A 22887-nucleotide genomic window follows, 5' to 3' on the forward strand; every position below is an offset into this window, starting at 1 on the left:
GCGAGCTTCGAGCGGCAAGCTGAAGCAGTGTGTACTGCTTTGAACTTGCCGCTCGAAGCTCGGAGCTCGAAGCTGCCCTTCAGGGTCGGCACGCCGGGGCTGCTGGCGCGACGCTAAAAAGGCGCGGCAGTATACCGCGCCTCGGTGGCGGGCACATCTGCCGGGAGTTATTCGTTGGTCGCATGGCTGCAGGTTTTTGACGCCAAATACCCGGCCCGAAAATCAATGGTCATTTATCGACTACGCCACTAAAGTGGCAGCCGGTCTGTGGAGTAGGACACTCGGTCAGCCTCTTATCGCACGGTGAGTCAACGATTGACCCATAACGCCATTCAACGTCTTTTGCTCAAACGCTTCGCCCTCGCTGCAGCCACCTATGGATTGGCTTTGCTGCTGCTGTGGCTGGCGTATTTCACCGGTCACTACAACGACTCGCTGGCCGGTGTCGCCGTCGGCAGTGCGCTGGTGGTGATCAGCCAGGCGATCCTGTTCGCCCTGTTCTTTTCCGGCTGCAACCTGCGCTTTTCCGACCCTAGCCTGACCGAAGCCCAAGTGCTGCTGGGCCTTGGCTGGCAGACGTGGCTGATTGCTCATCTGGAGGAGGCCCGGGGCGAGTTTCTCGTTTTCTATGTGCTGGTCCTGCTGTTCGGCCTGTTCCATCTGTCACAGCGGGCGTTCGTACGCTGCGCCATGCTGGTGTTCTTCAGCTTCTGCGCCATCACGCTGTGGGACGGTTACCACTTCCGTCTGCACGATCCGGCGCTTTCCGCGTTGCAGGCCTGCATCCTGCTGATCGTGCTGGCCTGGCTGGTGATCTATGCGCGCTTCGTCCAGACCTCCCGGCAACGCATGCGCCAGCGGCGGTTCGCCTTGCAGGCGCATCAGGACACCCTGCGCGGGATGATGCGCCAGCTCGAAGACCTGGTGGCCACCGACGAACTGACCGGGCTGTTCAATCGCCGGCATTTCCTGCGCCTGGCCACCCGCGAGCTGAATGCGATGGAGGCCGACGTGGTGCACGGACTGGCGCTGATCGACCTCGACCACTTCAAACGCATCAACGACATTCACGGCCACGCCGCTGGCGATCAGGTGTTGCAGGCTTTCGCCGGAGTCGCCGGGGCCTGTCTGCGCGACGGCGACGTGCTGGCGCGTTATGGTGGTGAAGAGTTCGTGGTGCTGCTGCCCGATTGCAACGCCGAGCGCCTGACCGCCTGTTGCGAACGCCTGCGCATCGCCTTCACCGACGTTGAACTGGTGGGCCTGAATGTGAAAAACCTGAGTCTGTCTGCCGGCATGACCCTGCTGGAACTGGGCGATGATCTGGACGAGGCCTTGCAGCGTGCCGATCAGGCGCTGTACCGGGCCAAGCGCGACGGCCGCAATCGCTGCGCGGCGGCGTGGGAGAACGTCGATGCCTGAACTGCGGGTCGGTGAACGACAGTGGTCGGTGGCGGCGGGCAGCAACCTGCTCGATGCCCTCAATCAGAACGGTGTGGCGGTGCCTTACAGCTGCCGCGCCGGCAGTTGCCACGCGTGTCTGGTGCAATGCGTGCAGGGCTTGCCTGCTGACAGTCGCCCCGATGCCTTGAGCGCCGAGCAACGTGATCAGGGCTGGCGGCTGGCCTGTCAGTGCCAGGTAATCGAAGACTTGCAGGTGCACACCTTCGATCCCGTCACCGACGGTCGCCCGGCCACGGTCGAGGCGCTGGACTGGCTCGGCGACAGTGTGTTGCGTCTGCGCCTGACACCCCAGCGGCCGTTGCGCTACAGCGCCGGTCAGCATCTGGTGCTGTGGGCCGGCCACGTTGCGCGGCCGTATTCGCTGGCGAGCCTGCCGGAAGAAGACCGTTTTCTTGAATTCCATCTCGATTGCCGCCAGCCCGGCGAATTCAGCGATGCCGCGCGACGCTTGCAGATCGGCGACCCGATCCGTCTCGGTGAACTGCGTGGCGGCGCCTTGCATTACGACCCGGACTGGCACGACCGGCCGCTGTGGCTGCTGGCTGCCGGCACCGGGCTCGGTCCGTTGTTCGGCGTGTTGCGCGAAGCCTTGCGCCATGATCACCGGGGCGCCATCCGCGTCATTCACCTGGCCCATGATGCCGACGGGCATTACCTGGCCAAACCCCTTGAAGCACTGGCCGCGCAGCGGGAAAACCTCAGTGTGGAATTGTGGACGGCGGCCGAGTTGCCGGGCGCTTTGGCGCAACTGCGCCTTGTTTCCCGGCAAACCCTGGCCTTAGTCTGCGGCTCGACGGCCAGCGTCGACGCGTTTGCCAAGCGTCTGTTCCTGGCCGGACTGCCGCGCAATCAACTGCTGGCCGATGTCTTCCTGAGCCGTGGTTGAGCGCTGATTCTTCAGACGCGAGACACGCCATGACCGACGCCATCCTGCTGCACCGCGAACGCGGTTTGCTGACCCTGCGCCTCAACCGCCCGGACAAGAAAAACGCCCTGACCCGCGCCATGTACAGCCAGTTGGCCGACGCGCTGAAACAGGCTGACAGCGACCCCGAAATCAACGCCGTGCTGATTACCGGCAGCGCCGAGTGTTTCACCGCCGGCAATGACATCGCCGACTTCATCCAGCAACCGCCGAGCGACCTCGACAGCCCGGTGTTTCACTTCATGCTCAATTTGCTGGAGTGCCGCAAACCGGTAGTCGCCGCCGTGGCCGGGGCGGCGGTGGGGATTGGCACGACGCTGTTGCTGCATTGCGATCTGGTGTACGTGGCGCGGGATGCGCGGCTGCGTATGCCGTTCGTCAATCTCGGTTTGTGCCCGGAGTTCGGTTCCAGCCTGATCCTGCCGCGTTTGCTCGGGCAGGCCAAAGCGTCGGAGTTGCTGCTGCTCGGTGAGGGCTTTACCGGTGAGCAGGCGGCGCAATGGGGGATCGCAACCGAGGCGCTGGGCAGTGGCGAAGCCGCGTTGGCCAAGGCGCGGGAGATGGCGCTGCGGTTTGACGAGTTGCCGGCCGAGGCGGTGCGCATCAGCAAGCAGCTGATGCGCGCGCCGGATCGCGAATTGATTCGCAAGGTGATCGAGGAGGAGGGCGCACTGTTCACCCAGCGGCTGCGCTCGCCGGAGGCGTTGGCGGCGTTGACCGGGTTCATCAAACGCCATTGAGATATCCGCCGACCGCTCCGCGCATCGATCGCCCCCGCACTCCCGCGCATCGAACGCGGCCACACTGCGCGCACGGACCGCCGCCGCACTCCGCGCACCGATCGTTCCCACGCTCCGCGTGGAATGCAGTCCGGGACGCTCCGCGTCCCATGCCGAAGCGGACGCGGAGCGTCCATTGAGGCATTCCCACGCAGAGCGTGGGAACGATCAACAACGATCAGTCTGAAATGAAAAAGCCCCGCCATTCACATGGCGGGGCTTTTCGTTTTCAGCAGCCGGTCACTCAGACCTGCGGGTCGCCCACGTGCAGGATTTTCATGCCGTTGGTGCCGCCGGTGGTGTGGTAGCTGTCGCCCTTGGTCAGGATGACCCAGTCGCCTTTCTCCACTACGCCGCGCTTGACCAGTTCGTCGATGGCCTTCTGGCTGACTTCGTGCGGTTCCAGCGAAGCCGGGTCGAACGGTACGGTGTACACGCCACGGAACATCGCCGCGCGAGCCTGGGCTTCACGGTGCGGGGTGAAGCAGTAGATCGGCACCGAGGAGCGGATACGCGACATGATCAGCGGGGTGTAGCCGCTTTCGGTCAGCGCGATGATCGCCTTGACGCCCGGGAAGTGGTTGGCGGTGTACATGGTCGCCAGCGCGATGCTCTCGTCGCAGCGCTCGAATTCCTTGCCGATGCGGTGGCTGGAAGTTTTGCTGGTCGGGTGCTTTTCAGCGCCGACGCAGATGCGCGCCATCGCCTGCACGGCTTCCAGCGGATAAGCGCCGGCAGCGGATTCGGCAGACAGCATCACGGCATCGGTGTAGTCGAGCACGGCGTTGGCCACGTCGGACACTTCGGCGCGGGTCGGCATCGGGTTCTGGATCATCGACTCCATCATCTGGGTCGCCACGATCACCGCCTTGTTGTGGCGGCGTGCGTGCAGAATGATTTTCTTCTGGATGCCCACCAGTTCAGCGTCGCCGATTTCCACACCCAGGTCACCACGGGCAACCATCACAGCGTCGGAAGCCTTGATCAGACCGTCGAGGGTTTCGTCGTCGGCCACGGCTTCGGCGCGTTCGATCTTCGCCACCAGCCAGGCGGTGCCGCCGGCTTCGTCGCGCAGTTGACGGGCGTAGTTCATGTCGGCAGCGTCACGCGGGAAGGACACGGCGAGGTAGTCGACTTCCATTTCAGCGGCGAGCTTGATGTCGGCCTTGTCTTTTTCAGTCAGGGCCGGAGCGGTCAGGCCACCACCGCGACGGTTGATGCCTTTGTGGTCGGACAGCGGGCCGCCGATGGTCACCACGCAGTTCAGCTCGGTCGCGGTGGCGGTTTCAACGCGCATGACCACGCGGCCGTCGTCGAGCAGCAGCTCGTCGCCCACGCCGCAGTCCTTGACCAGGTCCGGGTAGTCGATGCCGACCACTTGCTGGTTGCCTTCGGTCAGCGGATGGCTGGTGGAGAAGGTGAACTGGTCACCGATCTTCAGCTCGATGCGCTTGTTGGCGAATTTGGCGATACGGATTTTCGGGCCTTGCAGGTCACCCAGCAGGGCGACGAAGCGGCCGTGCTTGGCAGCGAGGTCACGCACCAGCTTCGCGCGAGCCTTGTGCTCGTCGGGGGTGCCGTGGGAGAAGTTCAGACGGGCGACGTCCAGGCCAGCCAGAATCAGCTGTTCGAGAACTTCCGGCGAGTTACTGGCCGGGCCAAGGGTAGCGACGATTTTGGTACGACGGACGGACATGCAAAGACTCCTCAGGTTCAAGCGCCAGCGAAGGCTACTATGCTCGAAGGGTGTAGTCATTGTTCGTTTGCACTACTTATTGGTTTCTTTATTGAAACGAACATTTTTGAACATTCGGCCGGCGTAGGCCTACCGCTCGTCGAGACTGTTATTTCTAACAGGTGGCGTGCATTTTTCGGATCGATATAAGAAGACCGAACTCGTCAATGGTTGACGAGCCCATGAGGTGATGGATATGAGCGCAGCCAACAGTTCACCGGTAACACCGGTGGTAGATGTTCCGCAAGATGGCAGCAAAACGGGGCTCTTCGTTAGATTCGAAGGCACGGGAACTCCTGGAAACTCTGTGCGTGTTTACAGCACGAAGGATTCCTTGAATCCATTATTTTCACAGGTAGTCAGCCCGTTGGGTTCGTGGCTGAACCATCAGGACTTTTCCTCATTGAGTTTTTATGCGGTCGAAGTGTCAGCTGACGGAAAGGATATTTCGCCTCCCTCACCCATCGTGAACATCTCGCTGACGTAAATCTCGTTGAGCACCCAACATGGCGCCGAGCCTCAGCCCTCGGCGACCATTACACTGCAATGGTGATTGAAGATTTTGTGCACGGGGTCGATACAGAGCACAAGACAGGAGAACCCCCATGCGATTCGTGCCCATTGCCGCCCTTGCCCTCAGCGTCCTCGCCGCTTCGGGCTGCACCCGTTGGTCGATGAACCATCATTTGAACAACGCCTACAGCGCCTATGACCGGGGCAATTGCGAGCAGGTGATGCTTGAACTGTCCAAGGTCGAACGCGCCAGCCGCGCCCGCCCTTATGTGTGGCCGGAAGTGTCGATGATGCGCGGCCAGTGCCTCGAACGGCAGAAAATGTTCGTCGATGCGGCGCAGACCTATCAGTTCATCATCGCCTCGTACCCCGACAGCGAATACGCCTACCGCGCCCGCGCACGTCTGGAAACCCTGCAGAGCCTGGGTCACTACCCGACTCGCAGTGCCGCCGCCGTGGTGCGTCCAACCCGGTTCTGATGGCGGTCGTCATACAAAGTCTGGCTGGTTGTACAAGGTGAGCTATAGTCCAAGGACACCGGTTTAGAGCCAGAACTCCAGATCGGCGCAACACCTGCGACTGGCATGTGAAGTACGTGGCAAGCGCCACACCGGGAGCGGGGAGAGCGGGCCTGAAGATCAGGTTCGTTCCGAAGCACAATGCGGCCCGGGCATCGGGCCATGCATGGCGATACGTTCATGTTTACCGACCGTCGAATCGAACGGCACCAGCTGCCGTATTTTCTGCGAGTGTTCAACAGCGTCACCGATAAACCCGTCGGGTTTCTGGGCAACGTCTCTGAAGACGGTTTGATGCTTATCAGCCAGTTGCCGATGATGATCGGTGCGGAATTCAATCTGCGCCTGAAAATTCCCCTGGGGGAGGGCCGCCAGCAGGTCATCGACCTGACGGCGTGCTGTCTGTGGTGCCACGAAGACGCGACCCCTCAGCATTACGACGCCGGCTTCAGCCTGTACCGCACGCCGCCCGAGTATGGGCAACTGGTCGAAGCGTTGAAGCAGTACTTCAGCTTTCAGCCGCTGCCGGCCTCGGCCTGACTCGAAACCTTCAAAAACATCGTCGGAACGCCGCCCGGAGCAAGCCCGCTCCCACAGTTCCTGCGGCAGTCACAATTTTTTGTGAATGACACGAAACCCTGTGGGAGCGGGCTTGCCCGCGAAGGCGCCAGTACTGACACCGCCTATTTGACGGCTGGCTAGCCGATAGCAATCGCCCGCTCGTTATCCAGCGTCCTCTCCGCCAGCAGCAATCCCATCTCGCTCAACTGATAGATCGCCATCGCCAGGTGCCGCGGCTTGTCGTCCAGGCTGTCGGCCAGATCCAGCAACAGAATGCTGACCGAGGAAAAGGTCTCGTAGGTCTGGATGGCAATCGCCTCGGGGTTGATCTCGGGATCGACCTTGAACATCTGCATGCCGCGATCCACCGAGTTGCGTGGCTTTTCAGGTTTGGGATTGAGGTAGAAGTCGAGAGCCTTGTGGGCGGCGTCGTGGAGTTTTTTCGAGTCGTTGGAGGTGTAGGGGGAGACCGGGTCGGATTGATCGGTCGGGTCCTTTGGATCGGTGTCCAGCGGTGGATTTGGAGTTGCTTTGAACATGCCTAACTTCCTTTTAAGTTGGGCCGCCACCTCGTCGCGACTAAACGAGGGGGTGGCAGCTGTAAGCAGGTTAGTCGACCGGGGAAGTAAGGCTTTTTCCGGCGCGTCCGAGGACGCCCTGCTCACAGCCACCATCGAGTGCGGGGATAGGGAGTACCCGACTTTATGGCGCGTTTGCAAACCTTACCTTACCCCGGGCGACTAAACCCGGCCGCTGATTGGCAGCGACGGGAGTCAAGTTACGGGGCAACGCCAAGGCGCACAAGCCGGCGGATTCTGAGGGATTTGTAGGCAATGGCACAAGGTGTCGTAGCCCGCTGTTACGACTTGCAGGACGCTGCCGGACCGGGTTGTGGGAAGAGTTACCGTTTGTCGGGACTGTCAGATCTGTCAGGTGTGGGAGTACAAAAAGTTGCCATTAATGAGTGAGCCAATTTTTCGCATGCACCGGCACCTTCCTGAACCGTGTTGGAGAAGATCATGGATACCGACGACGAAAAAGATGTTCCTGACAGCGGGGTGGAACCAAAGAGCAAGGACGACGATGATTTCGAATCCTCGGGACCCGATGAAAACCGACTGTTTGTCGCCAAAACGTTGAGGGCCGAGAAGTCAGGACTCTGGGCAGAGCTTAAAGTCGAATATTTTTGGAATGCCAATGGCACCTCGTTTGATTGCCGAGCAAAACAATATCGTGCCAAGAACGGCGGTACTAGCGGCAGGCTTTGGTTTTCTCTCTACCAGAGCCCTCCAGGATCGACTGAAGGTTACTCAACGAATCAGAATGCTTCACAGAATGGCAGCTGGATGAATTTGAACTTGGGAGCCGATATACCCATTAGCACACGGAAAGCGCGAATAGGTTTTACTTTTACTTATCGGGATACATCGTCCGGGATTGAAATTCCAGTCGATTTGGAAACTGCCGAATATATTACTTGGACACCTCCAACTCCACCCCCGACACCGGTGATTGGCTCCCGGAACTTCGCTAATTCAACATTTGATGTCACTGGAACGCAAGGTCTTGCCGGGGCCCTTATGGTACTTGATCACGGAGGTGGAACGTTGGCAGCGCGCGTTCAGCCAACCGGCGGAGAATGGTTAGTGCCGCTGACTGTTGCGGACAACAGAAACTCTCAGAAGATGGTGGCGTATCAGCAAGTTGAAGGTGTAAATTCGCCTCGTAGTGAGTTGACATACATGTATCGAGCAAAACTGACCTACCCAACGGCTGGAGCCGTGGTGCCAATGAAGGACCTTGTCTATAAAGCCATCGGTGCACCAGGGTCGGCAATGCTCGCATTGAATGCTTCGAATATTTATGAAAGTTGGGCAAATCGAGATCTAATTGATCCGTCCGGATTATGGGCAGGCCCCTCTATCAAAGTCTTGCCCTCTGGCGACGCAGTGGTAAAAGTCCGTTTCTACGACGATCCAGCCAACAATCGCTATGGCTACACCGAGTCAGTTGCATTCAAAGTACTGGGCTATCCGCGAATTACTCTCCCCACAGCGGCTTCGACTCAGAACCCAAACTTTGATCTCAGTGGCGATAATGGTTTGGCTCAAAGTAAGGTCGCTGCCTATTACGATCTGACGAACGATTCTGTCGGTGAAAGTCAGGTGAGAAGTGACGGTACCTGGACCATACCTGTGACAGTCAGATCGGGTCCGGTTTCATTGGTGGTCGAACAATCTTTTGGAGGCAAGAGTTCCGGACGCGGTAATTTGCGCACGTTCAAGATACCCCCTCCAACACCGACCAAACTGACGGTACAGGTCGATGCCCAAAGCAATGTGACCCTCGGAGGTGTCGGATATATCGGGGCGACGTTCCATCTCTACGTTCAGAGCAACATGACGGCTTTCCACTCTTTTCCCGTAACAACTTCGCCCTGGACGGTTCTCTTTCCCGATTGGTTGCCGGGTGATTCGCTGATCGGCGGTCGACAAAGTCTGCCCGACACTACAGGGCAGCCGATCTATTCGGATTGGGCGCCGGAGAACACCCGGGTCGTGGTGCCTGTACCCCCTCCGACCTTGACTTTCAGCGTCAGCCCGAACGGCATTCCCAGGTTCTCCGGTACGGGCAGGAACTGGTCCGATCAACCGCGCTCCCTTGTAGAGGTCCGGTTGGTAGGCGGCAGTTCTGCGAACGTGCCAATCGCCGAGGTTGGCACGGATACGCGATGGTCCGCCACGGCAACCGCACGCTGGGCTCCCGGTACGTATGCGGTTACGGCCATTCAGAGGTTCAAGGCGCTGCAATCAGAACCGGTTGATCCTGTTTCCGTGGTCATCCCCGCGCCCCTTGCCGTTATCGAAAAAGTGATCCCGAAGGGTTTGTTTGCAGAGGTCGTTGGCCAATGCTGGCGGGGAGCCGAGTTGACGATCACGTTCAGCGACAATCCTGCCTTACATACGGTTGTGGATACGGACGAAAACGGGCAGTGGGAGTTCCAGCGCTCCACGGCGTTTCGCCCCGGCAGGCACACGGTCTCAGTCAAGCAGACTTTCGGTGGGGAAACCTCCAACCCGGTGTCCATGCCCTTCGAGATAGCGGTGAGCGTACCGGTAATCAATCCGCCACCCGGTGGGCAGACGGATCATTTGCCGGTGTTGCACGGCACCGGCGGGATCGACGGTTTCACGATCATGGTTTTCGATTACGTGACTCGAGAGCCGCTGGGAGAGGCGATCGCAACAGGGGATGTCTGGTCGGTACCGCTCAAGGAACTCGACTATCTGACATACGCCGTTTTCGCCATACAGGTGCAGGGTGACCTGCGATCGCCACCCAGTAATCCGGTCGATTTCACAGTGGTGTTGTTTGCACCAAGGATCACCTTTCCAGAAACAGGCAAATCGGTCCCCCAGACATTTACGGTAGAAGGCTCTGCCAGAGCGGGAAATGGATTCGACCGGACTGAGGTCAATGTGTACGTCGACGGCGTTCCCCATCCTGTTTATCCGCATTTTGACGATGGATATTTCAACAAGGTTTTCACACTGCCTTTGGGGTCATGCGTACTGAACGCCAAGCAGTACTTCAAGGATCAGGAGTCGCCGCTTGGCCAGGATGTAGTTGTCACTGTTGTTCCTGACATGGCACTCATTGAAACACCAGGCACCGATGAGGGTGTCGGACAGATTGTGGTGGTCTGTGGATTCGGATATCCGGGATATATAGTCGTGGTTGCCTTGCCTGATGGTACGGAGTTGGGGCAGACCGAGGTTCAGGAGGACGGGACGTGGTGCTGTCAGGTCGAGCTTCCTGGAACCGGCACCGAGTTTTCAATCGTTACCGAGCAGCGCCAGGGCGAATTCCGCTCGGGTTGGTCTGATCCCAGATCCGTGCAGCGACTTGAGGCCGCACCCACATTCAATGAACCGTCAGAGGGCGAATGGAAGAGCGCAACACCCGAATTTGCGGGCGGTGCTCGGGCGGGCTCGAAGGTTGATGTGGTCGCCTGGTACGACCCCGACAAGAAACATGTCAACGCTCTTGTGACCGACGGTGAACATTGGGCCGGTGTATCCGAGCGAAATCTGCCTGGCGGCCCGCACTGGGCACGTGCCGTGCAGGTCGTGGGTGGAAAACGCTCCATGCCCGCTGACAGCAAACGATTCGAAATATCTGACGAGCCGTCAAGCCTTCATCCGAACCCCGAGTGATCCGACCAATGGTCGCGTCTACTGTCAGTTCTGACAGTAGACGCCGCCCGTGCGATGGCGCCAAATCCGTTGCAGGCACTATGCGAAATGCGCCGTTCCTTCACTGGAAACGGTTCGGACCCAGGAGCATCAACATGAACCGCTCTCCCGCTCAGATCGCTCAGAAGATGTTCACGCAAGCGGTCGGTAAACCCAAACGCTCGTCCACGACGGCACTGACACGTTTTTTCAAGGCGGGGGGATCGGTCGCCGTACTGGCGCAGAAAGGCGTCGACGGGTTGATGCACGACTATGGCCTGACCCGGCAACAGGCCGGCGAGTTCCAGCAGCGCCTCAATGTGCTGTCGACCGCGGTATTGCGGCAATTCATCGAGCACCAATTGACCGCGAAAGACTCCCGGCCCGCTGCGCGCAAGGGGCTCAATAACGGTCCGACTTACGCCTTGTTGTTCAATCCGAACTTCGACAACTTGTGCCCGCCGGGAGCGATCGAAGCCATTCACTCGCCTGCGGCGTATCTGACAACCCTGTTGCATTGGGCGTTGCATCGACTGGGCATGACCGATGGCACGGACTTTCCGCTCGTTGGCCGGCGTACGGACCTCGAAAATCTGTTGATCGATGTCAAGGCCGTCCATGGTGTAGTGTCGTCGGTGGAAGTGATCAGCCACATCATGGAGCGCTTCATCACCGCCACGCTGGGGTCTATTCAAAACCTCGACGAGGCGTTGAGCCAGAAGGCATTTCCCCGTGAGCTGCCCTTTCACTGGCCCTGGGTCAACCTCGATCATGTACTGAAGGGGCATGGCGAATCGGTGGGCAGCGTGGTGCGTCTGTGCGATTTGCAGTATCCGTACTTGCTTCGTTCGACACCGTGGAGCGACAAGTCGGATGACGCCCTCGTTCAAGCTTCACGGTTGAGTCCATCACAGCGGACAATCCTGACCGAGGCGAGTCATTTTCCAGACGGGGCAGACGAGTTCTACCTGAAATACCTCGGTCTCAAGGACATTTCGGTGGGCAATCTAAGGCTCGTCGCCGTTTTCAACGAACGAATGAAACTGGGTACGCCGGCGCTTGAGGCATTGCTTTCGATTGAAGGTTTTGCTCCCGCCCTGTCCGAAAATGCGCCGCGTTCCCCGATGAGCCCTGGCCCATACCCTGTAACAGGCCGGGATCATGGGTCTGTGTTCATACATGAGGCCAAGTCCCCTCACATCAGCATCGTCAATACCGGCGTGGACCTGCTCAACCGTTTCGAGGATATGGAGCCCGACCGAGTTGACCGTGCCAATCGTATAGTGCGACTGACTGACTGGTTGCAGTTGGCCAGTCACGAAACCGATCGACTGATCGTTGCGGCAATGCTCGCCGAGGAGCCCTCGCCGTCCCCCTCTCGCTATTGGATTACTGCCAATACGCTGCGAGCTCTCGGGCTGTTCCAGGAACTTCGGGAGATTTTTGGATGCCCCGCAGAAGACTTCGCCGCCTTTCTCGGGCCGCTTTCCGTTTTCGGGCGCGGTACGGAGCGTGCCCAATACGATCGAATTTTCAACAGTGGTGCCGCCAGTTCTCGTCCTTTGGTACTGGATGACCGATCCTTCCCGGTGATTCCCGAGACCGCTGCCGACCTGCTTACGGTCAAGCAACTGTGCGCAGGCCTGGGCATTGATCTGGAAACCTATTTTTACCTTGCCAACCTGATTGCCGCCGCTCACGGTCTGACGGATCTCCAATGCAGCTTGCCGATCGTCTCCAGTTTTCATCGCATGGTCCGGCTGCCCCGGTTATTGGGGATCACTCCGATCGAGGCGGTCCTGTTGTTGAACCTGATGGGAGGGCAGGCGTGGGTGAACACGCTGGCCGGCGTGCCGCAGATCAACAACCAACAATCAGCCGAGACGCCGGACGTACTGAGTGTGATGCATGCCCTGATGGATTGCGTGCAATGGGCGCAAACCGCAGAGTTGCCGGTGCACTGGGTGGTGCAACAAGCATCGGTCTGGCCACCGAGTCGCCCCGATGAAAGACAACTCGCGCTGTTCGATCAATTGCGTCGGCAGGTCCCGGTGGCTCGGGTGACGGAAGAAGTACTGAAAATGGCCGGTATCGAACCTTTGTCGAACAATCGCCAGTGGTTGCGGGCGCTGGCGGCGTTGGTTGACGAACAGGGACTGATTCGTGATTTTGTTGAATCAGCGGATAAGAGCTACGAAGACCATGCCCGGGAAATGACGGAGCGGGCCGTGGTGTCGGAGACGGGAAGCCTCGATACAGGTCTGGTGGAGCTGATTCTGGCGGTCGTGCTGCGTTGCCGAGCCAGTCAGAACAGCATGGTGCAGGAAGGGTTGGCTGCGTATAGCGGTCTGAAGCCGGATATGGTTCTGCAGGTGCTTGGCTGGTCCGGTGCAAATGTGCATTTTGTATTGGCTCAAGTGCTCGCATTGCCGGAAGCTTTCGAGGACAGCGGCACTATGCTGCGGCGGGAAGACCCGCCGAGCGATCCTGTTCTGCAGGTGTTGGCCGAGTTCTCGAGACGTAGTGCCGTGGTCGCGAGGCTGGAACTCAGCAGTGAATTCCTGAATCACTTCATCGCGACCGGGTATCGCGAATGGTTCGGTCTCAATTCGGTCGACGCATTCGACCTTTCAGCGCTGTATTACCTGACAGTCTACAAACGTGCCCTGGGCATGAGCGATCAGCCGGAAACGAGGCTGGTTGACTATCTGCACCGCATAAACGCGTTACCGGCCAACCTCAGCAATCACGGTCTTGAGCTGGTTCAGGAGCGTGCCGCGAAGAGGCTCGCCGAGCTGTTCAACTGGAGCGTGGATGAAGTGCGCATCTGCGCCGCCCATGTGAACCCGTCGAAAGGCCTGGTCGTGACCCTGCAACAACTCGATGTGCTGACACGCATTCGCTTGTTGGCCAAAAAGACCGGTCAGAGTGCCAGGACACTCCTCGAGCTCGCGACGCTGTCACCGGACAGCAAATATGCCGACTATGAGCACGCCGCAGACCTTTTCAGAGCCAGCCTGACGACCACGACCGAACCGACTTATGCTGACGACGTCATGGCCGTGGAACTGGACGTGATCGTGCGCTGGACGACGGAGCCCGATCCCGTCAGGTTGATCGCCAACAAACCGGACGAATTTGCCGAATTTACCGTAACGGTAAAGAACCGCGAAGACCAGGCGCGATTGAACGTCAATGTTCATTGCGCCACCACGCTGGGCCGGTTTGAAACCTCAATGATCACCACCGACAGTAACGGCACGGCGAAAGTGAAGTTTTTCCCGGGCAGCCGGATGGGCAGCGTCACTCCCGTTTTCTGGCTGGATCTGGGTGAGCAAACGGCCGCAGCGAGGGTCGAGATCGGGCCGGATATGGCCTCACTCCATTTGAAATCCCAAAACTCTTTCCCCGTGCCCGACAGCACGGTGCTGATCGGAACGCCGGTGACCTACCGCGCCATCGCTCTGGACGACTACGACAACCCCATCGCAGGCACATTGGTGGCCTGGATACTCGATCCACCGACGAAGGGTGTGATCAAAACTGTTACTGACCAGCAAGGACGCACCGAGTTGACGTTCACCAGAGGCGAGCCGCTTACCGTGGGGGTTAAAGCGAAGGCTGAAAACTCGACGACCGTTACGTTCCGCGATGTGACGTTTGTCGCAGCCCTTCCCGCGCGCCGACGAGTACCGGCGCCCCGCAAACAACGCAAACAGTGACAGGAGACGGTGATGCTCAATAAAATTTCAGGTGAGCTGTCAGCCCTGCGTCGCAATGCGTTGATTGATTTCTGTCTTCACGCAAAGCATGACAAGGCCAATCATCCCTTTCCGATGAATACCCAATCGGCGGATGATCTCTGGGAATGGCTGCGCTCCGACCCGCTGGACAGCGATGAGATTGAAACCTCATGGGTAGCGGAGGCCGTGAGCTGTTTGCAGGCTTACATTCATGCGGTGTTCCAGAAACTCGAACCGGGGTACGACGGGCGGGAGTTCGAGCCCACCCTTCTGGAAGAGTGGGAGCTGGCCGGCAGTTACGGGTCGTGGTCTGCAATGATGCTGCTGTTGTGCACACCTGAGGATTACATCACGCCCTATGTGCGCATCCGTAAAACCGAGTTGTTCAGAGCTCTTGAAAGTCATGTGAATCAGACCTCGATCACTGACGACTCGGTGCTCAAGGGCGCACAGCGCTATTTACGCAGCTTCGAAGAAACCTGCAATCTGAACGTACTGAGCGGATATCTGGATGGTGCCAATCCGCTGGACACACGTTATTACCTGGTGGGCAGGGAACGCGTTGCACCTTATGGCTGGTTCTGGCGTGAGGCCAATATCAAACTCGCGGTCGACTCGCCATCGGTCAACCCGACTGACTGGCGAGAATGGAAATCTGCCGACATTCCCACCGATGACACCGTGCTGGACTGTCGGATGGTCTTTTGGGAGGGCCGGTCATGCATGGTCTGGCTTCAATGGCGCCCGGGTCTTTTCGATAAAACAGGTGAGATGCAGCGCCCCCATGAGCTGGAACTCAGGGTGGCGTTTATCGCGCTGGACGACAGCTGGTCGCCACCCATTCGCTTGCATCTGCTGCAGACGGACAAGGACGTGTCGAAGGGGTGCCGGTTGGTCGCGGTGATCTTGCGCGACGAGATCGATACCTCGTATCCCAAGGGCAGGCTGGCGGTGCATGTGACCAATGCCCAGCCCAAGGCACTGACGTCGTCAGCGCGGTCTGTCGCGATTTATGAAACCCGTGACTCGCTGTTTCGCAAAGTGAAGGATGAAACGGCGGTCATGGATTACCTGGCCAATCACCTGTTTGTCGATCCCCATACGCTTCAGCAAAAGATGCAGCCGAAGCTGTTTCCTTCCGTTGACAGCCAGATCACCAAACCCGGCACGCTGGCCGAGTACCTTGGGATCAAGGCTTATATCGTGCGTAACAGCCCTACCGGGTACTCGCTCTGGGTTCAGGGCTATTGTGCTCATGTCTCATATGGCGATGGCACTGGGATAGATTTCACGCTGACCGTCAAGGGTTCCACCGGTGATGACCCGGAGCTGCCTACCGACAAGTATCCGTCCTCCGGCGGATGGGCAACGAAATGGCTGGAAATCAAACGGACGGCGTTCAACAGCAGCACGATCACCGTGACGCTGACAGGCGCCGCAGACAATGGTGAGCGAACCCTCGTCCTGAGGGTCCCCGCCAAGCTCGGTGAGCATGGACCTCTGCCGTATATCCATGACACCGATGCGCAGGGCGCCCAGTTTCTGGCCTTCAATCAACCGTCGAGTGTTCTCAAGCTGAAATACGTCCGGCTCAATACGTTGATCGGGCACGAACTGGTGCTGCAATCCAGTGTATCGATCGGGGCGTTGCTGGACTGGGCGACGCAGTTTCCGAAGGAGCCGCCTTTGCCCGAGGGCCAGGTCGAGCCGAACGGTCCGTTCGATGGCGCCAACGGTCTGTTTTTCTGGGAGCTGTTTTTTCACTTTCCGCACCTGATTGCCGCCCGGCTGCGTGACGAGAACCGTTTTGAAGCGGCCCAGCGATGGCTGCATTACATATTCGACCCTCAGTCGCCTGCGAAACCGGCGGACGGTCATGTCCCGCCAAAACCACCATACTGGAATTGCCGGCCTCTGGACGCGGAAAAGCCCGACATCGCCTGTGAAGTCTTCGCACCGGGGGATCCGGATGCTATCGCCTATTCATCGCCCTGGCATTACCAGGTCGTGATTTTCCTCGACTACGTGAACAACCTCATCGCCTGGGGCGACTGGCTCTTTCGCCAGATGACGCGAGACAGCCTGACGGCTGCCAAGCTGCAGTATGTTCGGGCCAGATCGCTGATGGGGGCCAGGCCGGATACCCGTAGCGTCAATCGCTGGTTTGCAAAGGAGCTTGGTGAACTTGTGGGAGAGATGCAGACCCGACCGGCCCTCGCGGATTTTGAAAAGACACTGCAGCTGCGAGCAGAGGATTTACCTGTCAGGGCTGCGCGTACTCAGCATTTGGGTGTCTACGGCACGCGTTCTTTCAAGATGCCGGTCAGCCCGCGCTTGCTGACGTTCTTTGACCTGCCTGATCAGCGTATCGCCAACATTCGTCATGGTCGGACAATTGACGGCAAGCTTGCATCCATCCCTCTTTTTACCGCCATGGATCCAAGGGAGTTGTTGAGCCGCCTGGCAGCCGGTAACGCGGGACCGGTGCGACCGATGGGTGGGCAGTTACGAGTGGCAGTCTATCGCTGGAACGTACTGTTCGATGCAGCGTTGCAGATGGTGCAGCACTTGCAGGAGCTGGGGAACGAAGTGCAGCGCCTGCTTGAACAGCAGGATCGTGTCCAGCAGGAGACGATGCAGCAACGCCACTTGACTGAGTTGGGCGAATTCGCTCGTCGGGCACAGGAAGAATCCATCGCACGTGAGGTCGAGAGTCTTACGGCGCTGCAGCACAGTAGAGCCATGGCCGAGGAGCGTGAACTGCATTACGCCGATCTGTACGACAAGCACATTTCTCCCGATGAGTTCAAAGTCATGGAGCATGTTGAAGCTGCTTCGGGCTTGGCTTCTCTGGCCACCGGCTTTCAGATGGGGGCGGCGGTTATCCATGCGTTCCCCAACATTTTCGGAGTGGGCGCCAATGGCGGTCATCAGCCAGGTCACCTGGTAAGCGCCGTGGGGTTTGGTTTCCAGATCGCTGCAGACGTGCAGCGCGCCAATGCCGACAAGACGGCTACCTCCGAAAGCTATCGTCGCCGCCGAGAGGAATGGCAGTTGCTGCGCAATCAGGCGATTACTGAAAAAAATGCGATCAGTGCCCAGATTGCGGGCCAGGAACGGGCGATCAATGCAGCAAGGATCAATCTGGAACACACCCTGGCCGTGAATAGTCAGGCGCTCAAACTGTTCGAGTTCCTGCAGACCCGGGCGACCAACCTGGAGCTCTACCAGTGGCTGATGGGGCAACTGCAGACCCTGCACTTTCAGGCGTATGACGCCGCTGTTGCACTGTGCCTGAGCGCTCAGACAGCCTTGCGAGCGGAAACCTGTGAGTTCGATGCCTATCAACTGGACACCTATGTCTGGCGCGACCAGCGGCGCGGCTTGACGGCTGGCGCGACATTGCAGTCCGGACTGTTGCGAATGCGGTCGGAATATTTGCAACGCCATGAGCGACGCCAGGAGATCGTCAAGACCGTTTCGCTGCAACGGTTGTTCGACGATCCGGCGACCCGGCCCAAGGGTTATGACAACTGGACTGATGCGCTGGGGCAATTGGTGGATAAGGGCATACTGGATTTCGAGCTGATTCAGCTGCTGTTCGACCGCGATTACCACGATCATTACTGCCGCCAGATTTTACGCGTTGAAGTCACTCTGCCGGTGCTCACGGGGCCGTTCGAAAATGTGGTGGCGAACCTGATGCAGGTCGGCAGCTATATCGCCACAAAACCGTCGACCGAATCGCTGGAGTATCTGCACTCCGGTGAGGGCGTTGCGCCTGTCGACGTGCTGATCAATCTGAGCAGTGGGCAGCAGGTTTCCCTGTCCTCTGGTTTGGACGACATGGGCATTGTCTCTCTGAGAGCTGACGAAGGCATGACGCTGCCGTTTGAAAACACTGGTGCCGTCTCGCGCTGGCGGATCGTGTTTCCCTGGCATTTGAAGCAAAAGCCGATGCTGTTATCGCTGACCGATATCGTGCTCAAGGTGTTTTACACCGCCAAGGTCGGGGATCTGGCGTTCTCCAGAAAAGTACAGGAACTGGTTAACGAAGCTGAGCGCAAGGTCGAGACCAAGGGAACGCAATCATGAGCGAAAGAGATATCGACACGGAATATAACTTCGTTAAGAACGGCGACATGACTCAGGGCTATGCCCACTGGGTCGATGTGGTCAATCCGGGAGGTGTTGGTATTCGGGAAGACACATGGGGAGACGACATCGTATCGATCATGACGCTCACCCACCGCGCTGCGGTTCGGCAAAGGATGATCGTGCCGATCGGACAGCAGGAGGAGGCCCGGTATAGCCTGCGTTTTCTCTACGAGAACACCTATTCGTCATCGCCCGGGCTAGTGGTGCTCAATAAAAGAGGGAGTGTAGAAAAGTTTGAAATCGAATTGCCGGTGAAGGCGAGGGTGCAGGATGCCGATCCTTTGGCGGTTGATCTGACCGAGATGCGCGAGGATTTGCCGGACAGTCTGGGTTTACAAGCGGGTGATGAGCTGGAGATCAATTTGAGCAGCCCGGCAAGGGGTGTGGGCGAACCCAGCTCTGTGGAAATTCGTCTGACCGGGATAGAGGTAAAGCTGATTCTTCCGGCGCTGGCGTTGGAGGCAGTCATCAATGATGGCAAACGTTTCGTCGCGGGCAGCGTCCTGCCGATCTGCCTGGGGGCTACCGGGGATCAGCGTCACAGGGTTTCTTTTGAGGTTGACCCGCAGAGTGTCTGGAAAAATCTCGAGGCCAGCCTGTGGCTTGAGGGCAACCCGCAAGAGGCCATTACCGCTGAGCCCGAGTTGGGAAAAGCTCAGCCCATCAGTCTGGACTGGCTGCTGGATTGTCCGGAGCCGTCAGGCAAAGAACCTCATGAACTGAAAGCGAAGATCTACAGCAAATACTCGGCGCCACCTTGTACGCTGTTGGTTTCCTGGGGGCATCATCTGTTGGAGCTGCTCGCGCTCAAAGAGGCCGAGACGTACCCGGTCGTCGAGTACAACCAATCGGTGGAACTGCAGGTTCGGGTCAGATCTCTCTATACCCAAGACCCGGTTGCGAGTGAGGTGGTCTGGCGAGTAGAGGGTGAGGCGGGGAAGGTTCTGCACCGGGCACCCACCGATGCTCAAGGCCGTGCGACGTATCTTTACACTCCAACCGAGGAGGGGGTGAGCTGGGTTACCGCCTCGGTTGCCAGTCTTTTGTCCGACGATGGTGAAGCGACGCATACCTTCGAGGTTCGGGCGTTTGCCACTGATCCATTCAAAACCTTGCAGGCCCGGTTCAATGGAGGGACTCCGGCCGTCTGGGGAGCGCAAACCCGCTATCCGGAGCGCGGCGAGCGCTTCCTCGTCAATCTGGACATGCCTGCGGAGCATCCTTTGAGCGCTGCCCGGTTTTTTCTGATCTGGGCAAAAGGTGATTCTCAAGCGGACGTGGGGGCAACCGCTCAACCGGACTTCGGGGCGCCAGCGCCTGTTGTTGACGGTACAGTCCTCTGGACAACGACCTTCGAGGACAAGCGCGACGGCCAATTTGACTGGGCCCTCGGTTGTTCCAGGTTGCAGCATTTATCGCCAGGCAATGCCCTGTCGCTGGCGTACAACAGAGTCAAGATCGGCGGGATCTGGGGACCGAACAAGTCGCCGGTGGTGGACGAAGGCGACATCGTCACCTGTATGGTGAAAGTGCAAAGGAGTGATGGACTACCGATCGGCAATGTCGAGGTCGAGTTTAATACACAGACCGGGACGGTCAGATCACTGACGGGCGTGGATGGTTGGGCAAGTGTGGATCACCAGCCAATCGATTCCAATGACTACTCAATTACTGCGCGGATACAGCGCCACGAAGACGCGCCAGTGGAAGAACATTCATTCGCCGTCAAGCCTCTGCTCACCAACGCATGGAAAGGGCAGGTCAACGTGTTTTTGGACGGGAAGCCGGTCGATCCACTGATTCAGGGCGTGGTCTGTTGGCGTGGCAGAGCGCGCAAGCTGCGTATTGATCCCGTTGCGAACAGCAGCTTTATCGGCAAGCCGATTTTACTGGCGTGGAATGGGAATACGCCCCCTTTGCCGGGACTCCAACTGAGTCCGGAAGCCGGTGTCGCTCGAGTGATGAGCGCTGACGGTCTTGAGTGGGACATCATTGCTGACCCGGACAAGAGTGGACTCTCGACCCTGGCGTTCCGCAGTTCCCATTTGCAGGAAGAGTACGAGTTTCCCGTTCGGCTGCTGGACAACAATCTCGCCACTGAGATCCAGGCGATGCTCGACCATGTTCCAGCTGAATCGGGTAAGGACACGTTGTATCCCTGCCTGGGGGCGACTCACCAGTCGATACTCATGCCGCGTGGGCTCAGCGCTTTACATGGATTGCCAGTGAAGTCGGCTATCACACCATTGGCACCGGGAATGGTGGTCAAGCCGCCACTGATTGACGATGTCTTTATGACGGCGGGGGGCGCGGAAAGGCAACTGGACTTCACCAGTAGTGCCGTCGGTGTCGAGATGACTCAGACCACTACCATCGTGATCGATGGAGAGTCGCTGACGACAAGGACTCAATTGAAACTGGGCCATAACAAACTCAAGATTCTTGCCAGGCGCGGTCCGGCGGTTTATCCCGTCATGAGCAAAGGCGAGCGTGCCCGGATCGAGGTTCGGCTGGGTTCGTCGTTCAATGATCAGCCGGTCGAGGGTGCAGAAATCGTGATGCAGATCGGGAGTTCCGAGCCGGTTTTCTTACGGACAGACACCGATGGCTGGGCGCGGCATGATGCCCTGCCGAATCAGGCGGGTGTAAGTCGTGTCACCGCTGTCGTCACAAACCCTTACGATGGTTCAACGGCCCAAACCAGTGCTGAACTCAATGCCTTGGCAACGGATCCTTGGCGGGATCTCTTGATAGCCATCAACGATTCAGAGCAGCATGCGTGGGCCGGAAGGTCACTCTTTCCAAGGCGCGGTGAAGAGTTCGGTTTTCGCCTTCTTGCCAATGATGGCAGCCCTTTGCGCGATCAAATGTTGGCGCTCGGTCTGGTCAAACCCGGCAGGAGTGAGCTCGGGCTTGAATTCAACCGGCCGTTGGGTGAGTTCCACCCGTTGAGTGAGTCGGGGCTGGAGTTTCGGTTCAAGGATGGAGATGTGAAGGATGCCAGTGTGTCTTTTCAGTTGGCAGCCTCTTGCTTGCTGGAACGATCTTCTGTTCAGCACCTGTCTTTGGGAAATCGAGCCTTTGTCGCCCGGATTACCGCGACCAGTAGTGTTCATGAGGTCGTTGATTGGGGAGCAGCAGTGAAGGCTGAAGTCACCGTAAAGCATGCGTTGACCGGAAAGGCCATGAGAGGTTTACCGATCCGGTGGGAGTTGTCGGAGCAGGAATCGCGGGTAACTTCCACCAACTATTGGGGTGTCGCTCGGATCAGCTTTGTTCCCGAAGTAGCAGGGGCCGGTTTCATCACCGCTACGGTTGCGGGCGGCGCTGATTCGGCGTCAGTCAACTTTCGTTATTCAATGAGCGAACCGTGCCGGATTAAAGAGTTGGTCGTTGATTCGCCAAGTGGTCATCCCGGGCAATCAGTGTCGGCGCATGTATTGGTGGTTTCGGCCCTCAGTGAGAAGGCGCTGTCGGGAATCGAAGTGAGGTGGCAACACGGCGGTCAAACATTGCCTTCGACGTTCACCGATGCGCAAGGCAAGGCAACGATCGAGTTCTGGAGGGTGCCAGGTGAAACCCGATTGATCGCATCGGTTCAAAGCGGTTTGGTCGGTAGCAATGTGAAGTCGTTGATGGTGTCTGCTCCGCAGGATGAATTGGTCGTAGCAGAGTTGACCAGTGAAAAAACCAGTTTTTGGCTGGGAGATACCATGACAGCACAAGCCCTGGTGCACTATGAGCAACACGGGGGAGTCGCACCCGGCGTACCGGTGGTTTGGCACTTTCCGCATTTGCAGTCGCGCACGTCCATGACCAATGAAAACGGGCTGGCAAAGGTGGAGGTGACTGCTGCGCATGTTGGCTTGCATCAGTTGGCTGCCCATGTCCGCGAAGGTGCCGCCGGATCGAAGACTCTGGGTTATGAGGTTCTGGATCCACTTGATTCTCCTGATCATGCGGATATCGAGTCAGTGACTGCTTCGATCAGTCCGGTACTTATTAACACATACACCACAATGACCGCGCTGATCGTGGGAACGAAGTCCCGACAACCCATGGCCAACAGGAAAATTTTCGTTTCCAGAAATGGGCAAGCAAGCCAGGAAGCGCGCACTGACAGTCAGGGCAACTTCTCGCATTCCTGGTCGCCGACTTCAACCTCCGAGCAGGTTTCTCTCTGGGTAACCCTGGAAAACCCCGGCGGTAGTTCGGTCAGCAAGGGGGTGACTGTGCCTGTTGTGGAACGTTGATCC

Annotated in this window: 12 protein-coding genes; 10 read left to right on the forward strand and 2 right to left on the reverse strand. The window is 58.4% G+C overall.

Annotated features, from left to right (window positions below; translation table 11 throughout):
• The first annotated feature begins 315 nt into the window (after positions 1-315).
• The 3 genes from BMZ46_RS01525 to BMZ46_RS01535 are packed head-to-tail and all read left to right on the forward strand — an operon-like array spanning position 316 to position 3129.
• Positions 316-1422 (forward strand): GGDEF domain-containing protein, encoded by a 1107-nt coding sequence (locus BMZ46_RS01525; protein WP_074688393.1) that lies wholly within the window; start codon positions 316-318, stop codon positions 1420-1422.
• Positions 1415-2350 carry an iron-sulfur-binding ferredoxin reductase gene (locus BMZ46_RS01530; protein WP_074688391.1) on the forward strand — a complete coding sequence of 312 codons (936 nt, stop codon included), beginning with the start codon at positions 1415-1417 and terminating at the stop codon, positions 2348-2350. Before BMZ46_RS01525 ends, BMZ46_RS01530 begins: the two co-directional genes overlap by 8 nt.
• 29 nt (positions 2351-2379) lie before the next feature.
• Positions 2380-3129 (forward strand): enoyl-CoA hydratase-related protein, encoded by a 750-nt coding sequence (locus tag BMZ46_RS01535; RefSeq protein ID WP_039765938.1) that lies wholly within the window; start codon positions 2380-2382, stop codon positions 3127-3129.
• 283 nt (positions 3130-3412) lie between these two features.
• Here BMZ46_RS01535 and pyk read toward each other — a convergent pair whose 3' ends face one another.
• Positions 3413-4864 (reverse strand): pyruvate kinase, encoded by a 1452-nt coding sequence (gene pyk, locus BMZ46_RS01540; RefSeq protein ID WP_039765940.1) that lies wholly within the window; start codon positions 4862-4864, stop codon positions 3413-3415.
• 235 nt (positions 4865-5099) lie between these two features.
• Here pyk and BMZ46_RS28925 point away from each other — a divergent pair, with 235 nt between their 5' ends.
• The 3 genes from BMZ46_RS28925 to BMZ46_RS01550 all read left to right on the forward strand — a co-directional run bounded on the left by BMZ46_RS28925 (position 5100) and on the right by BMZ46_RS01550 (position 6474).
• Entirely contained in the window at positions 5100-5390 is a 291-nt protein-coding gene (locus BMZ46_RS28925; protein ID WP_134334336.1) for a hypothetical protein, read from the forward strand.
• Positions 5391-5508: 118 nt separating this feature from the next.
• Complete coding sequence (locus tag BMZ46_RS01545; RefSeq protein ID WP_039765946.1) at positions 5509-5895, forward strand: tetratricopeptide repeat protein; 387 nt, start codon at positions 5509-5511, stop codon at positions 5893-5895.
• Between the two features lie 219 nt (positions 5896-6114).
• Entirely contained in the window at positions 6115-6474 is a 360-nt protein-coding gene (locus BMZ46_RS01550) for a PilZ domain-containing protein (protein ID WP_039766204.1), read from the forward strand.
• Positions 6475-6632: 158 nt separating this feature from the next.
• On the opposite strand, the gene BMZ46_RS01555 is transcribed toward BMZ46_RS01550, so the two are convergent.
• A complete protein-coding gene (locus tag BMZ46_RS01555) occupies positions 6633-7034 on the reverse strand; it encodes a DUF6124 family protein (protein WP_074688389.1) in 402 nt (133 codons plus the stop codon).
• Positions 7035-7514: 480 nt separating this feature from the next.
• Here BMZ46_RS01555 and BMZ46_RS28930 point away from each other — a divergent pair, with 480 nt between their 5' ends.
• From BMZ46_RS28930 to BMZ46_RS01575, 4 genes are all read left to right on the forward strand, one after another.
• Positions 7515-10712 carry an Ig-like domain-containing protein gene (locus BMZ46_RS28930; protein WP_139184853.1) on the forward strand — a complete coding sequence of 1066 codons (3198 nt, stop codon included), beginning with the start codon at positions 7515-7517 and terminating at the stop codon, positions 10710-10712.
• A 134-nt stretch (positions 10713-10846) separates the two neighbouring features.
• Entirely contained in the window at positions 10847-14452 is a 3606-nt protein-coding gene (locus BMZ46_RS01565; protein WP_074688386.1) for a Tc toxin subunit A, read from the forward strand.
• A gap of 12 nt (positions 14453-14464) precedes the next feature.
• A complete protein-coding gene (locus tag BMZ46_RS01570) occupies positions 14465-18568 on the forward strand; it encodes a Tc toxin subunit A-related protein (protein ID WP_074688385.1) in 4104 nt (1367 codons plus the stop codon).
• Positions 18565-22884, forward strand: coding sequence for a hypothetical protein (locus BMZ46_RS01575; protein WP_074688382.1), 4320 nt, complete (start codon positions 18565-18567; stop codon positions 22882-22884). The genes BMZ46_RS01570 and BMZ46_RS01575 overlap by 4 nt, the downstream gene beginning before the upstream one ends.
• Positions 22885-22887: the final 3 nt, after the last annotated feature.

Origin of the sequence: Pseudomonas sp. NFIX49 (genome assembly GCF_900115915.1) — a bacterium.
Lineage (GTDB): Bacteria > Pseudomonadota > Gammaproteobacteria > Pseudomonadales > Pseudomonadaceae > Aquipseudomonas > Aquipseudomonas pharyngis.